Source organism: Lysobacter sp. Root983 (genome assembly GCF_001429345.1).
Lineage (GTDB): Bacteria > Pseudomonadota > Gammaproteobacteria > Xanthomonadales > Xanthomonadaceae > Lysobacter.
This window is the reverse complement of record NZ_LMJO01000012.1, coordinates 136,544-151,137: the sequence shown is the minus strand read 5'-3', so window position 1 is coordinate 151,137 and position 14,594 is coordinate 136,544. Positions and strand designations below refer to the sequence as shown.

The window sequence follows — 14,594 nt, the reverse complement described above, 5'->3', positions numbered from 1 at the left end:
GACACCCCCTCCAGCCCTTGAATCGCCGCGATTCGGCAGCATCATGGTCGCGAGCGCATCCGCGCCCGCATGGGAGAACGCACGATGGGATTGATCAGCCTGATTTGGGGCATCCTCGCGATGATCTGGATGGTGATCGCCCTGATTCCGCTGCTGGGCTGGGGCAATTGGCTGCTGATCCCGTTCGCGGCGGTCGGCGCCATCATCGCCGCGATCGGCATCCTGTTCACGCGCGAGCAGAACCGCGGCCGCGCCAAGACCGGCCTGGTGCTCAACGCCATCGTGATCGTGGTCGGCGTGATCCGCCTGTCGATGGGCGGCGGCATCATCTGAGTTCGCACGTAGCACCGTGATCCGCACAGGGTGGTTTCGCAGCCGCCCTGTGTGATGCCGCGACGGCTTCAGCTTTGGGGTAGGAGCGGCGTAAGCCGCGACCACGTCGTAGCCGAAGGAGCGCGGTCGCGGCTTACGCCGCTCCTACCCCCGCAACCGTCTTCGGCCGCGCCGCCAGCAGCGCCTGTGTATGCGCATGCTTGGGCGCGCGCAACACCTCGGCGGTGGCGCCGGTTTCAACGATGCGGCCGGCCTCGAGCACGGCGATGCGCTCGCACACCGCGGCCGCCGCGGCCAGGTCGTGGGTGACGAACAGCAGGGCCAGGCCGCGTTCGCGCTTGAGCTGCGCCAACAGGGCCAGGATCGCGCCGCGGTGGTGCGCGTCCAGCGCCGATACCGCCTCGTCGCAGACCAGCAGGTCGGGATCGGTCGCCAGCGCGCGCGCGATCGCGATGCGCTGGCGTTGGCCGCCGGAGAACTGGTGCGGATAGCGATCCAACATCGCCGCCTCCAGCCCGACCGCCTGCAACAACTCGCCGGCACGCGCGCGACGCGCGGCCGCGTCGCCGCGCGCGTGGATGCGCAGCGGCTCGGCCACGATCTCGGCCACGCGCATGCGCGGGTCCAGCGAGGCATAGGGGTCCTGGAACACCACGCCGGTGCGTGCGCGCAGCTGGCGCAAGGCGCGCGGCGACGCAGCGCTCAGATCGATGCCGTCCAGCAGCACGCGGCCCCGCGCACCGCGCAAGAGCCGCAACAAGACGCGGCCCAGCGTGCTCTTGCCGCTGCCGCTTTCGCCGACCAGGGCCAGGCCCTCGCCGCGACGCAGCTCGATCGACGCCTCGTCCAAGGCGGGGCGCGGCGCGCGCGGATAACGCATGCCCAGGCCCTCGCCGCGCAGCAGCACCGGCGCATCCGCGGCCAAGGGGTCGGCCGGAGCGGGCGCGATCGCATCGGCGGCCAGCAGCTCGCGCGTGTAGGCGTGCTGCGGCGAGGCGAACACCGTGGCGGTATCGCCACGCTCCACCGCCTGCCCGCGCTGCAGCACCACCAGGCGCTGCGCGTAGGCGCCCACCAGCGGCAGATCGTGGCTGATCAGCAGCAAGGCCAGACCGTCCTCGCGCCGCAGCGCGTCGAGCAGGTCGAGGATCTCGCGCGCGATGCGCGCATCCAGGGCCGAGGTCGGTTCGTCGGCGATCAACAGCCGCGGCCGCGTCGCCAACGCCAGCGCGATCGCGATGCGTTGGCGCTGGCCGCCGGAGAACTGGTGCGGATAGCGGCGCAAGGCCGCGTCCGGATCGGGCAGTTGCACGCGCGCCAGCAAGGCGCGCGCCTCATCCTGGGCGGCGTCGCGCGCCAGGCCGCGCACCCGTCGCAGCGTTTCCAGCAGCTGGCTGCCGACGCTGCGCAGCGGATGCAGCGCCGCCAACGGATCCTGCGGCACCCAGCCCAACACCCGCCCGCGCAGCGCCGCATGCGCGCGCGAACCCAGCGCGACCGTCTCGCCGTCCACGCTCAGCCGGCCCTCGGCGCGCAGGCCCGGCGGCAGCAGGCCGAGCAGGGACAAGGCGCTCAGACTTTTGCCGCTGCCGCTTTCGCCGACCACGCCCAGGCACTGCCCGGCCTGCAGTTCCAGGTCCAAGGGCCCCAGCAAGCGACGCGCGCCCGCGTCCACGACCAACCCGTGCAGCGCCAGGGTCGCGCTCATGCGGCCGCGGACTCGTGTTCGCCGCGCACGTCCAGCCAATCGCGCAGGCCGTCGCCGAGGAACTGGAAGGTGGCCAGGGTCGCGACCAGGAAGCCGGCCGGAAACAGCAGGGTCCAGGGCGCGCTGTCGAGTTCCTGCACGCCTTCCGACAGCAAGGTGCCCCAGCTGGCCGAGGGTTCGTCCACCGACAGGCCGAGAAAACCGAGGAAGCTCTCGACCAGGATCGCCTGCGGCAGGATCAGGCCCAGATACACGAACGCCAGCGGCAGCAGGTTGGGCAGCACGTGCCAGCGCAGGCGCTGGCCGAACGCGGCGCCGGCGGCCTGGGCGGCCAACACGAACGGCGCCTCGCGCAGGCGCGCGGCCTCCGCGCGCATCACCCGCGCCAGGTCGATCCAGACATAGCCGCCGATCGCCGCCAGCAGCAAGCCCAGCGAGCGCTCGAACAGGGTCAGCAGCAGGATCACCACCAACAGGAACGGCAGCGCCGAGAACACGTCCAGCACGCGCAGCAGGGCGCGCTCGACGCGGCCGCCGGCGAGCCCGGCGATGGCGCCGTAGCCCAGGCCGATCGCCAGCGCGACCACGCTGGCGAGCAGGCCGATGGTCAGCGACAGACGTCCGCCGGCCAGGCTGCGCGCGTACACATCGCGGCCGATCGCGTCGGTGCCGAACCAGTGCCCGGCCGTACCGGGCGCGACCGACAGCGCCTCCCAATCGGGCGTATGCGGGTCGTAGGCGCTCAGCCACGGGCCCAGCCAGCACAGCGCGGCCAACGCGGCCAGCGCGATCAGGCAGGCGCGGGCCACGGGCGGGAGGGGTCGCAGGGATCGCATGCGCGCATCCTAACGGGCACATGCCACCTGGGCATATGCAGATGACGCATCGCCTTTTCCGTCGTGGCGGCCTTTGCGGCCTTATTCCCTACATGGCGAATAGGAAATGCTGACGATGAAGGCGAAATACGCACTGCGCGCGATGTGCGCGCTGGCGCGCGCCGACGACGGCCGGCTGCAAGCCCGGGCGATCGCCGAACACAGCCGCACGCCGGAAAAATTCCTGGAATCGATCCTGGTCGACCTGCGCGAGGCCGGCTTCATCCACAGCCGCCGCGGCCAGAAGGGCGGGCACGCGCTCGCGCGTCCGGCCGAGCAGATCCGGGTCGGCGATCTGATCCGCGCCATCGACGGGCCGCTGGCGCCGGTGCGCTGCGCCAGCGTCAGCGCTTACCGCGCCTGCGCCGACTGCCCGGACCCGGCCCAATGCGAACTGCGCGCGCTGATGCGCGAGGCGCGCGATGCGCTGTCGCGGGTGCTGGACGGCTGCAGCCTGGGCGAGCTCGCGCGCGGCCAAGGCGCCGCGTTGCTGGCCGGAGACGCGGCATGAACGCGGCCCGGCGCAAATCGCGCGGACAGGCCGCGGGCGATACGCCCGTGGGCGAGTTCGAACCCGCGGTCAACATCGTCAACCTCAGCGACAGCGAATTCGCGGTGCTGACCGCGCTGCGCGAGATCGGTTACGGTCAGGTGGAAGTGGTGGTGCACGGCTCGCGGATCGTGCAGATCACGCGCAGCGAGCGCGTGCGGGTGGAAGAGCCGCGGAGCCGGCCGCTGTGAGCGCGTCGCCACGCCGGCCCGCGTGCCGCTGTCGACGCCCGCTCCCGGCTTCGACGGACTGAGGCCTTACGCCGCGCACGCCCTACTCTCTCTCCCACCTACTCTTTCCAAGGAACCCGCCATGCCCCATCGACATCGGCGACCTGGCACCGCGACCGCCTCCTCCGCACGCCTGTTGGGCGCGCTGGCCTGCGCGCTGGCCCTGCCCGCGCAGGCGCAGTCCTCCGGCGTCAGCGTCGAAGACCTGGCGCGCCGCCTGCAGGCGATCGAACAACGCCTGGGCACCGCGCCCGCCGACGCCGGCACCGCCGCGGTCGATCCGGCCGACCTCGACCAGCGCCTGCGCGTGATCGAACGCAAGCTGGAACTGCAGGCCGAAGCCGAAAGCGCGCGCGTGGCCTCCACGCCCGTGGTGACGCTGAGCGCGGCCAAGGGCCTGTCGGTGAAATCGGCACCGCCCGGCGATCTCGAAATCAAGTTCCGCGGCCTGATCCAGGCCGACGGCCGTTTCTTCATCGACGACCAGCGCGCGCCGCAGAACGACACCTTCCTGTTCCGCCGCGTCGAACCCACCATCGAAGGCACCTGGGGTTCGCTGTTCGCGTTCCGCCTCGGCGCCCAGCTGGCCGGCGACAGCGCCACCGTCAACGACGCCTATGTCGACGTGCGCTTCAGCCCGCGCGCGACCGTGCGCGTGGGCCGCTACAAGGTGCCGCTGGGCCTGGAGCGCCTGCAGTCCAGCAGCGCCGGCGCGATGGTCGAAGGCGGTTTCGCCAGCGAACTGGCGCCGGTGCGCGACCTGGGCGTGCAGCTGCAAGGCGAATTCGCCGACGGCGCGCTCAGCTATGCGGTGGGCGCCTTCAACGGCGCGCCCGACGGCCGCGACGGCGCCACCACCAATCCCGATAACGAATTCGAGCTGATCGGCCGCGTGTTCGTGGAACCGTGGAAGAACAGCGGCACTGCGCTGTCCGGCCTGGGTTTCGGCGTCGGCGCCAGCCAGGGCGACAAGCGCGGCACCGGCAACAATTTCCTGCCGCGCTACCGCACGCCCGGACAGGCGCAGTTCTTCAACTACCGCAGCACCGTGGTCGCCGACGGCGAACACACGCGCTGGTCGCCGCAGGCCTACTACTACCGCAACCGCCTGGGCCTGCTCGGCGAATACATCCGCTCGCGCCAGGAACTGCTGCTGCCGGCCAGCGGCGCGCGCGCCGCGCTCGATCACGAGGCTTGGCAGCTCACCGCCGGCTGGGTGCTCACCGGCGAGGACGCCAGCTACAAGGGCGTGGTCAAGCCCAGTCAGCCGTTCACGCCCGGCGGCGCCGGTTGGGGCGCGTTCGAACTGGTCGCGCGTTACGGCCGTCTCGATATCGACGACGACGCCTTCCCGCGCTACGCCGATCCGGCCGCGGTCGCGTCCGAAGCCAGCAGCTGGGGCCTGGGCCTGAACTGGTATCTGACCAGCAACTTCAAGCTGGTCGCCAACTACACCCAGACCGACTTCGAGGGCGGCGCGCCGGCCGGCGCCGATCGCGAAGACGAAAAGGCTTTCTTCACGCGGGCGCAATTCTCCTTCTGAGCATGCTCCTCACCGGCGCTTAGACCGCGCCCGTCACGACGCAAAGAGACCCCCACATGAAAACCTTACTCTCCTCCCTCGTCGTCGCCCTGTCCCTGGTCGCCGGCTCGGCTGTGGCCAAGGACGTGGAACTGCTCAACGTCTCCTACGACCCGACGCGCGAGTTCTACGCCGAGGTCAACACCGCCTTCGCCGCGCAGTGGAAACAAGACACCGGCGAGACCCTGAAGATCCGCGCTTCGCACGGCGGTTCGGGCAAGCAGGCGCGCTCGGTGATCGACGGCCTGGAAGCCGACGTGGTCACCCTGGCGCTGGCCGCCGACATCGACGCCATCGCCACCAACGGCAAGCTGCTGCCGGCCAACTGGCAGTCGCGTTTGCCGCACCAGAGCTCGCCCTACACCTCGACCATCGTGTTCCTGGTGCGCAAAGGCAATCCCAAGGGCGTGCGCGACTGGGGCGACCTGGTCAAGCCGGGCGTGGCGGTGATCACGCCCAACCCCAAGACCTCCGGCGGCGCGCGCTGGAACTATCTGGCGGCCTGGGCCTGGGCCTCGCAGCAGTACCGCGACGGCGGCAAGGTCGTCGATTACCTCACCCGCTTGTTCAAGAACGTGCCCGTGCTGGACACCGGCGCACGCGGCGCCACCACCACCTTCGTCGAGCGCGGCATCGGCGACGTGCTGCTGGCCTGGGAGAACGAAGCCCTGCTGACCCTGGACGAGCCCGGCAACCGCGGCAAGTACGAAATCGTCGTGCCCAGCCTGAGCATCAAGGCCGAACCGCCGGTGGCCTGGGTCGACAAGAACGTGGCCAAGCACGGCACACGCAAGCAGGCCGAGGCCTATCTGCGTTTCCTCTACACACCGCAAGGCCAGCGCCTGGCCGCCAAGCACCACTACCGCCCGGCCGAGCCGGACAAGGTGCCGGCCGCCGAGCTGAGCCAGTTCGCCCAGGTCAAGCAGGTGACCATCGACGGCGCCTTCGGCGGTTGGAAGAAGGCGCAGGCGGAGCATTTCGCCGACGGCGGGTTCTTCGATCGGATTTATCAGCCGAAGTGAGGGTTGGTGGATGGCATGCCGCGCTGGGCCATTGGACCCAGCGCGGATCGATGACCAGTGGTGCGGTGAAGTGAGGCGCGATGGTTGCGAAGCCAGTCGAACCGGATACGGACGAATGCATCCGACCTATCGCATCTCCGTCACCGTCATTCCCGCGAAAGCGGGCTCCGCTTTCGCGGGAATGACGAGCAAGAAAGAGCAGACGCAAACACGCATACCGAAGCAGACGAAGACACGCCACCCATGAGCACCATCGCCCTCCCACCCCTAACCGCCTCGCGCTGGCGACGCCCCTTGCCGGGCTTCGGCCTCAGCATCGGCCTGGGCCTGGCCTGGCTGAGCCTGGTGGTGCTGCTGCCGCTGGCAGCGCTGACCATCCGCGCCGCCGGACTGGGCGCGGAAGGCTGGCTGCGCGCGGTGCAGGACCCGCGCGTGCAGGCCGCGCTCAAGCTCAGTTTCGGCGCCGCGTTCGCGGCCTCGGTGCTGGCCTTGTTCGCCGGCGCGCTGATCGCCTGGGTGCTGGTGCGTTATCGCTTCCCGGGCCGGCGGCTGCTCGACGCCCTGGTCGATCTGCCGTTCGCGCTGCCGACCGCGGTGGCCGGTATCGCCCTGACCGCGATCTATTCCTCCAACGGTTGGGTCGGGCGCTGGCTGGAACCGGCCGGCTTCAAGATCGCCTATGCGCCGGCCGGCATCGTGATCGCGCTGGTGTTCATCGGCCTGCCGTTCGCGGTGCGCACGGTGCAGCCGGTGCTGGAAGCGCTGGGGCGCGAACAGGAAGAGGCCGCCGCCTCGCTGGGCGCCTCGCGCCTGACCACGCTGCGCCGGGTGATCCTGCCCGAACTGCTGCCGGCGCTGCTGACCGGTTTCTCGCTCGCGTTCGCGCGCGGGCTGGGCGAATACGGCTCGGTGATCTTCATCGCCGGCAACCTGCCCTACAAGACCGAAATCGCGCCGCTGCTGATCACGATCCGCCTGGAGGAGTACGACTACAACGGCGCGATCGCGATCGCCGCGCTGTTGCTGGCCGCATCCTTCGTCTGTCTGCTGGCGATCAACGCGATTCCGTCGCTGTTCGCGCACGAACGCCGGGAGCGCCGCCATGGCCCGTGAGCGCGACGACCTGCAAGAACCCGCGTGGCTGCGCTGGACTCTGATCCTGTCGGCGGTGTTGGTGATGGCGCTGCTGGTGGTGATGCCGCTGCTGATGGTGTTGGGCGCGGCCTTCGCCAAGGGCGTCGGCGTCTGGTTCGCCGCGCTCAAGGAACCCGATGCGGTCGCCGCGCTCAAGCTGACCCTGTTCACCGCCGCGATCGTGATTCCGCTCAACGCGGTGTTCGGCGTGTTCACGGCCTGGGCGGTCACCCGCTTCGAGTTCACCGGCAAGCGCGTGCTGCTGGCCCTGATCGACTTGCCGTTCGCGGTCTCGCCGGTGGTGGCGGGCCTGTGCCTGGTGCTGCTGTTCGGCTCGCACGGCTGGTTCGCCGAGCTGCTGGCGCAGTACGACATCAAGATCCTGTTCGCGCGCCCCGGCATCGTGCTGGCGACGCTGTTCATCACCTTCCCTTTCGTGGTGCGCGAGCTGATCCCGCTGATGCAGCAGCAGGGCGCCGACGAGGAGCTGGCCGCGCGCTCGCTGGGCGCCGGCGCCTGGACCATGTTCCGCCGCGTGACCCTGCCCAACATCAAATGGGGCCTGCTGTACGGCGTGCTGCTGTGCGGCGCGCGCGCGATGGGCGAGTTCGGCGCGGTGTCGGTGGTGTCCGGCCACATTCGCGGCCTGACCAACACCCTGCCGCTGCACATCGAGATCCTCTACAACGAATTCGACAGCACCGCGGCCTTCGCGGCCGCGTCGCTGCTGGCCGGCCTGGCCCTGGTCACGCTGGTGATCAAGTTCTGGCTGGAAGCGCGTCACGGCGACGCCCTGGCGCAATCACACAGGCGGCATTGATATGAATCTTGCGAGAGTGAACGATCCCGCGCTGTGGCGCTCGGCCGACCTGGACACGGCCCTGCCGGTCGAGGCCGTACCCTCGACACCGGCCTTGGGTCATGATGGCCGCAGAACGGTTCAGGGCAAGGGTATGGACCTGCATATCCAAGGCATCAGCAAGCAGTACGCGAACGTCGCCGCGTTGGACGCGGTCGACCTCGATATCGCGTCCGGCGAGCTGGTCGCCTTGCTGGGTCCGTCCGGCTCCGGCAAGACCACCCTGCTGCGCGTCATCGCCGGCCTGCTCCACCCAGACCGCGGTCGCCTGCTGTTCGGCGACGAGGACGCGACGCGACTGAGCCTGCGCGAACGCAACGTCGGCTTCGTGTTCCAGCACTACGCGCTGTTCAAGCACATGACCGTGGCCGAGAACGTCGCCTTCGGCCTGCGCAGCCGTCCGCGCAGCCGGCGACCTGACAAGGCCACGATCGCGCGCCGGGTGCAGGAACTGCTGAGCCTGATCCAATTGCCGGACCTGGGCGGTCGCTACCCGGAGCAATTGTCGGGCGGCCAGAAGCAGCGCGTCGCGCTGGCGCGCGCGCTGGCGATCGATCCCACCGTGCTGCTGCTGGACGAACCCTTCGGCGCGCTCGACGCCAAGGTCCGGGTCGAGCTGCGGCGCTGGCTGCGGCGCCTGCACGAGCAGACCGGGCAGACCACGCTGTTCGTCACCCACGACCAGGAAGAAGCGCTGGAGCTGGCCGACCGCGTCGTCGTGCTGCGCGACGGCCGCATCGAGCAGGTCGGCACGCCCGAGCAGATCTACCGCGAGCCGGCGTCGGCCTACGTGTTCGATTTCATCGGTCGCGCCAACACCCTGGAAGGCCGGGTCGAGCGCGGCCAGTTCGCGATCGACGGCCACGCCCTGCGACTGCCGGCCGACGGCGTCGCCGACGGCGCGGCCAAGCTGTATCTGCGTCCGCACGACCTGGCCCTGACCGTCGCCGGCGACGGGCTGTCCGCGCGCGTCCTCGCGGTGCACCGACTGGCCGACCGGATCACCGTGGAGCTGCAGTTGGACGGGCAGGCGCGCGCGCTGGAACTGGACCTGGTGGCGACGCCGGATGCGGTGGTGCCTACGATCGGCGGGACGGTCGGGGTGCGGCCGCTGCGGTATCGGGTGTATTCGGCATAAGTAGTGCTGCGGCTTTTCCCTTCTCCCACCGGGAGAAGGTGGCCCTAGGGCCGGATGGGTCCGGGATGAGGTTGGAGCTACATGCTCGCGCCGGACGCTCACCCCAACCCATACCCCGGCCCTCACGCCGAAGGGAGAGGGGCTAAAGGCAGCGCCGCCTTGCCGCCTATGACAAAACGTCCCACCCGTGCCCTCAGCAGCCGGCCCGCGCGCAGCCGGGAGTAAACTAGCGCCCATGAGCTATCCCTACGTACGCCCGCGGCGGATGCGCCGCGACGAGTTCTCGCGCCGCCTGATGCGCGAGACGGTCCTCACCGCGAACGACCTGATCTATCCGGTGTTCGTGCACGAACTGCAGGGCCGCGCCGCGGTCGCCTCGATGCCCGGCATCGAGCGTCTGTCGATCGACGAGCTGCTGCGCGTGGCCGAACAGGCCAGCGAACTGCGCGTGCCGGCCCTGGCCCTGTTCCCGGTCACCGCGCCGGACGCCAAATCGCTGACCGCCGAGGATGCCTGGCGCGACGACGGCCTGTGCCAGCGCGCGGTGCGCGCGCTCAAGCAGCGCTTCCCGGAACTGGGCGTGATCACCGACGTCGCCCTGGACCCTTACACCACCCACGGCCAGGACGGGCTGATCGACGACAGCGGTTACGTCATGAACGACGAGACCGTGGAGGCCCTGGTCAAGCAGGCGCTGTCGCACGCGGTCGCCGGCGCCGACGTGGTCGCGCCCAGCGACATGATGGACGGCCGCATCGGCCGGATCCGCGAAGCGCTGGAGCTCGACGGCCACATCCACACCCGCATCATGGCCTACAGCGCCAAGTACGCGTCCAGCTTCTACGGCCCGTTCCGCGACGCGGTCGGCAGCGCGGGCGCGCTGGGCAAAGGCAACAAGTACACCTACCAGATGGACCCGGCCAACAGCGACGAAGCCATGCGCGAGATCGCGCTCGACCTCGACGAAGGCGCCGACATGATCATGGTCAAGCCGGGCATGCCCTACCTGGACATCGTGCGCCGCGCCAAGGACGAGTTCGGCGCGCCCACCTTCGTCTACCAGGTCAGCGGCGAGTACGCGATGCTGCGCGCGGCGATCCAGAACGGCTGGCTGGACGAGCGCGGCTGCGTGCTGGAAGCGCTGACCTCGATCAAGCGCGCCGGCGCCGACGGCATCCTCACCTACTTCGCGCTGGATGCGGCGCGCTGGTTGCGCGAGGCGAAATAACCGGCGCGGACCGCGATGCGGTTCGCTGCGCTGGCCGCATCCTACGGTGACGGCCGCGAGGCTCGATGAGCCTCGCGGCCGCTTGCATCAGTAGGCCCTGAACGTACAGAACTTCACTATCGTCGCGCTGGAATCGATATTACTGAGCTGCGCTTCGCAGCCCTCTCTGGTCGACGCACTGATGGGCGTAAATACTTCGATGTAGCCCCCAGTGACCGAGTTGTATTGCCAGGATCGAACGGTGGCCTCCCACACGCCTTCCAGAGGCTGCAACGGGGGCAAGGACGGGCGAGGCCCGCCAACCTGAGTGGCATTGAGCGGCAAGGCAACGACCAACAACAACGAAGAAAGCAGCAGGCTTGCTTTGCGATCCATACGCATGGTGAATTCCTTTTTTTCGCTACGTCATGTAGCTCGCGCAGATAAGCAAGCCGCGTTGCGTGCTGTCACGGGCTTTCGGATGCCCGGCGACTCGGAACAGACCGACGGAATTTATCGATAATTAAGAGAAAAGCGCTGAAAAGCAGGCTTTTCTTGCATTCACCGCCAAACCCTTATCGATAACATTCAGCGCATCGATCTCGAGCACCCTTGCGCCGCATGGCTTCGCAGGGCGCGGTGAATCGACGGTGAATCACATCGCCGCAACGCACCAAAGGCCCATACCAACCGTGATCGCTGGCAGTTCCAACGACTAGAACTCGACCAGTCGAAACGGCCCCGCATACTCGCCGGTCAGCATGGATGCGAGGGAAATCGCATCGTCGAGCGTTTCGCCTTCGTGCGAAGCGGTGAGCATGAAGTACTCGCGCTCGACGCAGCACTCGTCGATCCAGTCCTCCAGGTGCGCGGCGCTCACTCCTACGACGCCCACGTAGACCACGCCCTCGTCGATCCATTCCTGGACCATCACGTTCAGTTCGGGCCGATAACCGCTCAAGGAATGCAACACGATCTTCTTCTCACCGCTCATGGCGCGACGCAACCGCCTTGCCCCGTCGCCGCCGGCGCCTTCATGCGATAGAGGTCCAGCTTGCCGGCCTTCGGCGATTTAGCGCTGCCGGTGACCAACAGCTCGCCGGGCTTGTTCCAGTCGATCGCCGGGCCCAGGGTGGTGCCGTCCTCGCCGTTGAACGACAGCGCCAGCGGCGTGGCGGCGGCGTACTTGGCGCCGTCGCACTGGGCCAGGTAGAGCCGGATCGGCTGTTGCTCCACGTCTTGCGAGCGCGCGAACACGATCGCGCGACCGTCGCCCAGCCAGGCCGCATCGAATTCGTCGGCGGCGGTGTTCACGCCCGCCACCGGCTTGGGATCGACGTAGGCCTTGCCGTTCCAGGTCGCGACGAACAGATCGTGGCGCCCGGCGCCGCCGAAACTGTCGCTGGCGAACAGCAGGTGGCGGCCGTCGCGGCTGGGCGTGGGCGCCCACTCGTCGCCGCGGCCGTTCACGCCCGCGCCCAGGTGTTCGGCGGGCCCGATGCCGCCGTCGGCGAGCACCGGCGCGCGGTACAGGTCGTCGCCGCCGCGGCCGCCGGGGCGGTTGGAAAAGAAGTACAGCCAACGGCCGTCGGCGCTGAAGGCCGGATCGAATTCCTTGGCGCCGGTGTTCAGGGATAGCGGCGTGGGGTCCTGCCAGCGCCCCTGTTTCAGGTGCGCCTGCCACAGATCCCAGCCGCCCGCGCCGCCAGGACGGTCGGTGCTGCCCCAGACGATGCGCTGCCCGTCGGGACTCACGCTGGCGCGCACCTCCGAGTGCGGGGTGGACACCACGCCCATGCCCTCGATGCCGAACTCCGACAGAAAGCCCGATGCGGGCATGGCCAGCAGCAGGCCGGAGAGTAGACTGAGGCCAGACCAGGCCGCGGCGCGCCGCATAGTGCGTCTCCCTTGAGTATTCCCTATCAGCATCACCAACGAGGCTGCCCATGTCCATTCCACGTTTTGCGGTGATCGGCCACCCGGTGGCGCACTCGCTGTCGCCGCGGATCCACGCCGCATTCGGACGTCAGCTCGGGATCGCCCTGGAGTACGTCGCCATCGACGCCGCACCGGAGCAGTTCGACGCCTTGCTGGCCGAGTTCGCCGCCGAGGGCGGCCTGGGCGCCAACATCACCCTGCCGCACAAGACCCGCGCGGCCGGCATCTGCAGCCACTTGAGCGAACGCGCGCGCCGCGCCGGCGCCGCCAACACGCTGATCCGCAGCGCCACCGGCTGGGAAGGCGACAACACCGATGGCGTCGGCCTGGTGCGCGATCTCACCGAGCGCCACGGCCTGGACCTGCGCGAACGCCGCACCCTGCTGATCGGCGCCGGCGGCGCCGCGCGCGGCGTAGCGCCGGCCCTGCTCGACGCCGGCATCGGCGACCTCTACATCGTCAACCGCACCCCGGAGCGCGCCGACGCCCTGGCCGACGCGCTGGGCCAGCCCGGCCGTGTGCATCCGCGTTATCTCAAGGACGCGGTCGCGCTGGGCGCCTTCGACCTGATCGTCAACGCGACCTCCGCCGCGCGCGACGCGCAGCTGCCGTCGCTGCCGATGGGCCTGGTCACCCAGCGCACCGCGGCGGTGGACCTGAGCTACGGCGAAGTCGCGATCCCATTCCTGGCCTGGGCCAAGGCGGCCGGCGCCCACGACCGCATCGACGGCCTGGGCATGCTGGTCGAACAGGCGGCGGAGAGCTTCGAACGCTGGCATCGCGTGCGTCCGGAAACCGACCCCGTGTACGCCGCCCTGCGCGAGCGCGACGACGCCCTGGTCACCGCCGACTGATCCGCCGCGCACGGCGTGCGGCTGCGTTGCGCGGCCGTGTCGACGTGCGGGCACGCAACGGGAACGCCGATGGATTCCAGTGCTCTGTTCGCCATGCTGCTAGGCCCCGTGCTGTACGCCACGCCGCATCTGCTGGTGTGCGCGGTCGGCCTGGTGCTGTGCCTGATGCGTCGCCCCGCGTTGGGCGCGGCCGGCACCTACGCCTGCGCGGGCTTCGGCTTGTTCATCTTCGGCTCGCTGCTGGGCTTGGGCGGCCATGCCTGGCTGTTGTGGATGCGCCAGAACGGCGATCCCTCGGCGGCCTCCATCGCGATGAGCATGGGCATGTTCAGTGCGTTCGCGACCCTGCTGCACACGATCGCGATGGGGCTGCTGATCGCCGCGATCCTGGTGCGGCGGCCGGCGCGGGCGGCCTGAGCGCGGCCGAACACGCCGCATCCGATTGAAGCCATGTCGACCGCCAGCCACCACGACGCGACGCATCCGCACACCGTCTATCACTTCGCCGATCCGGCCGATTGGGCGCGCGCGCAGGACACCGGCGCGTACCGCAACCCAGGCCTGCAGCGCGAAGGCTTCCTGCACTGCGCTACCGCTGCGCAACTGGCGGGCGTGATCGAACGCCATCAGCGCGGACGCGGCGCTTTGGTCCTCTTGCACCTCGATGCGGTCGCACTCGGCGACGCCTTGCGCTACGACCTCAGCCCTCGCAGCGGCGAAGCCTATCCGCATGTCTACGGACCGATCCCGCTGACGGCGGTGCGCACGGCCGAACCGTTCCAGGCACCGCAGTGAGCGCGCTGAGCTGCCGCGGCGGCTGCGCGGCTTGCTGCACCGCGCCCTCGATCGCCTCGCCCATTCCCGGCATGCCGCACGGCAAACCCGCCGGCATGCCCTGCGTGCAGTTGGACGATCAGCTGCGCTGCCGTTTGTTCGGCCGGCCCGAACGCCCGGCGTTCTGCGCCTCGCTGCGGCCGTCGGCCGACATGTGCGGCGCCAGTCGCAGCGAAGCGATGGCGCTGCTGTCGGCCCTGGAGCTCGCCACCCAACCCGACGCGGCGGCGCCGCCTTCTGTGGGAGCGACCTAAGTCGCGATCGAACTCCACCTGGATTCGACGATTCGCTTGCGCGTCTGGCTCCAATGGCGACTTAGGTCGATTCCAC

At 69.6% G+C, this 14,594-nt stretch carries 17 protein-coding genes and 1 pseudogene; 13 read left to right on the top strand and 5 right to left on the bottom strand.

Translation table 11 applies throughout. The features are described from left to right. The first annotated feature begins 84 nt into the window (after positions 1–84). Positions 85–333: a hypothetical protein gene (locus ASE43_RS08105; protein WP_056177780.1), complete on the top strand. Its 249-nt coding sequence runs from the start codon at positions 85–87 to the stop codon at positions 331–333. 133 nt (positions 334–466) lie between these two features. On the opposite strand, the gene ASE43_RS08100 is transcribed toward ASE43_RS08105, so the two are convergent. After that, the gene (locus tag ASE43_RS08100) at positions 467–2,041 is read right to left on the bottom strand and encodes an ABC transporter ATP-binding protein (protein WP_057160109.1); all 1,575 of its coding nucleotides are present in this window, start codon (positions 2,039–2,041) and stop codon (positions 467–469) included. Then, the gene (locus ASE43_RS08095) at positions 2,038–2,877 is read right to left on the bottom strand and encodes an ABC transporter permease (RefSeq protein WP_057160108.1); all 840 of its coding nucleotides are present in this window, start codon (positions 2,875–2,877) and stop codon (positions 2,038–2,040) included. The genes ASE43_RS08100 and ASE43_RS08095 overlap by 4 nt, the downstream gene beginning before the upstream one ends. Before the next feature lie 115 nt (positions 2,878–2,992). Here ASE43_RS08095 and ASE43_RS08090 point away from each other — a divergent pair, with 115 nt between their 5' ends. The 8 genes and pseudogenes from ASE43_RS08090 to hemB all read left to right on the top strand — a co-directional run bounded on the left by ASE43_RS08090 (position 2,993) and on the right by hemB (position 10,659). Beyond that, complete coding sequence (locus ASE43_RS08090) at positions 2,993–3,427, top strand: Rrf2 family transcriptional regulator (RefSeq protein WP_200943983.1); 435 nt, start codon at positions 2,993–2,995, stop codon at positions 3,425–3,427. Next, the gene (locus ASE43_RS08085) at positions 3,424–3,657 is read left to right on the top strand and encodes a DUF2292 domain-containing protein (protein WP_056177772.1); all 234 of its coding nucleotides are present in this window, start codon (positions 3,424–3,426) and stop codon (positions 3,655–3,657) included. Before ASE43_RS08090 ends, ASE43_RS08085 begins: the two co-directional genes overlap by 4 nt. Before the next feature lie 121 nt (positions 3,658–3,778). Next, the gene (locus tag ASE43_RS08080; protein ID WP_056177770.1) at positions 3,779–5,239 is read left to right on the top strand and encodes a porin; all 1,461 of its coding nucleotides are present in this window, start codon (positions 3,779–3,781) and stop codon (positions 5,237–5,239) included. A 56-nt stretch (positions 5,240–5,295) separates the two neighbouring features. Continuing rightward, the gene (locus ASE43_RS08075) at positions 5,296–6,300 is read left to right on the top strand and encodes a sulfate ABC transporter substrate-binding protein (protein ID WP_057160107.1); all 1,005 of its coding nucleotides are present in this window, start codon (positions 5,296–5,298) and stop codon (positions 6,298–6,300) included. 243 nt (positions 6,301–6,543) lie between these two features. Next, the gene (gene cysT, locus ASE43_RS08070; RefSeq protein ID WP_057160106.1) at positions 6,544–7,413 is read left to right on the top strand and encodes a sulfate ABC transporter permease subunit CysT; all 870 of its coding nucleotides are present in this window, start codon (positions 6,544–6,546) and stop codon (positions 7,411–7,413) included. Then, positions 7,403–8,254, top strand: coding sequence for a sulfate ABC transporter permease subunit CysW (gene cysW, locus ASE43_RS08065; RefSeq protein ID WP_057160105.1), 852 nt, complete (start codon positions 7,403–7,405; stop codon positions 8,252–8,254). Before cysT ends, cysW begins: the two co-directional genes overlap by 11 nt. A 133-nt stretch (positions 8,255–8,387) precedes the next feature. Further along, positions 8,388–9,224, top strand: a pseudogene (locus ASE43_RS08060) (sulfate/molybdate ABC transporter ATP-binding protein); the annotation flags it as partial. 442 nt (positions 9,225–9,666) lie between these two features. Continuing rightward, the gene (hemB, locus tag ASE43_RS08055; RefSeq protein WP_056177761.1) at positions 9,667–10,659 is read left to right on the top strand and encodes a porphobilinogen synthase; all 993 of its coding nucleotides are present in this window, start codon (positions 9,667–9,669) and stop codon (positions 10,657–10,659) included. A gap of 87 nt (positions 10,660–10,746) precedes the next feature. Here hemB and ASE43_RS08050 read toward each other — a convergent pair whose 3' ends face one another. From ASE43_RS08050 to ASE43_RS08040, 3 genes are all read right to left on the bottom strand, one after another. Further along, the gene (locus tag ASE43_RS08050) at positions 10,747–11,040 is read right to left on the bottom strand and encodes a hypothetical protein (protein ID WP_057164379.1); all 294 of its coding nucleotides are present in this window, start codon (positions 11,038–11,040) and stop codon (positions 10,747–10,749) included. Between the two features lie 313 nt (positions 11,041–11,353). After that, a complete protein-coding gene (locus ASE43_RS08045) occupies positions 11,354–11,632 on the bottom strand; it encodes a hypothetical protein (RefSeq protein WP_056179823.1) in 279 nt (92 codons plus the stop codon). Next, complete coding sequence (locus ASE43_RS08040; protein WP_057160103.1) at positions 11,629–12,534, bottom strand: PD40 domain-containing protein; 906 nt, start codon at positions 12,532–12,534, stop codon at positions 11,629–11,631. Before ASE43_RS08040 ends, ASE43_RS08045 begins: the two co-directional genes overlap by 4 nt. A 50-nt stretch (positions 12,535–12,584) precedes the next feature. On the opposite strand from ASE43_RS08040, the gene aroE reads away from it, so the two are divergent. The 4 genes from aroE (at position 12,585) to ASE43_RS08020 (ending at position 14,518) form a co-directional block, all read left to right on the top strand. Then, positions 12,585–13,430: a shikimate dehydrogenase gene (gene aroE, locus ASE43_RS08035; protein ID WP_056177755.1), complete on the top strand. Its 846-nt coding sequence runs from the start codon at positions 12,585–12,587 to the stop codon at positions 13,428–13,430. Between the two features lie 69 nt (positions 13,431–13,499). Further along, on the top strand, positions 13,500–13,847 hold the full coding sequence (locus tag ASE43_RS08030; RefSeq protein ID WP_056177753.1) for a hypothetical protein: 348 nt from the start codon (positions 13,500–13,502) through the stop codon (positions 13,845–13,847). A 33-nt stretch (positions 13,848–13,880) separates the two neighbouring features. Further along, complete coding sequence (locus ASE43_RS08025) at positions 13,881–14,225, top strand: DUF952 domain-containing protein (protein ID WP_057160102.1); 345 nt, start codon at positions 13,881–13,883, stop codon at positions 14,223–14,225. A 5-nt stretch (positions 14,226–14,230) separates the two neighbouring features. Next, complete coding sequence (locus ASE43_RS08020) at positions 14,231–14,518, top strand: YkgJ family cysteine cluster protein (RefSeq protein WP_235568711.1); 288 nt, start codon at positions 14,231–14,233, stop codon at positions 14,516–14,518. Positions 14,519–14,594 lie beyond the last annotated feature (76 nt).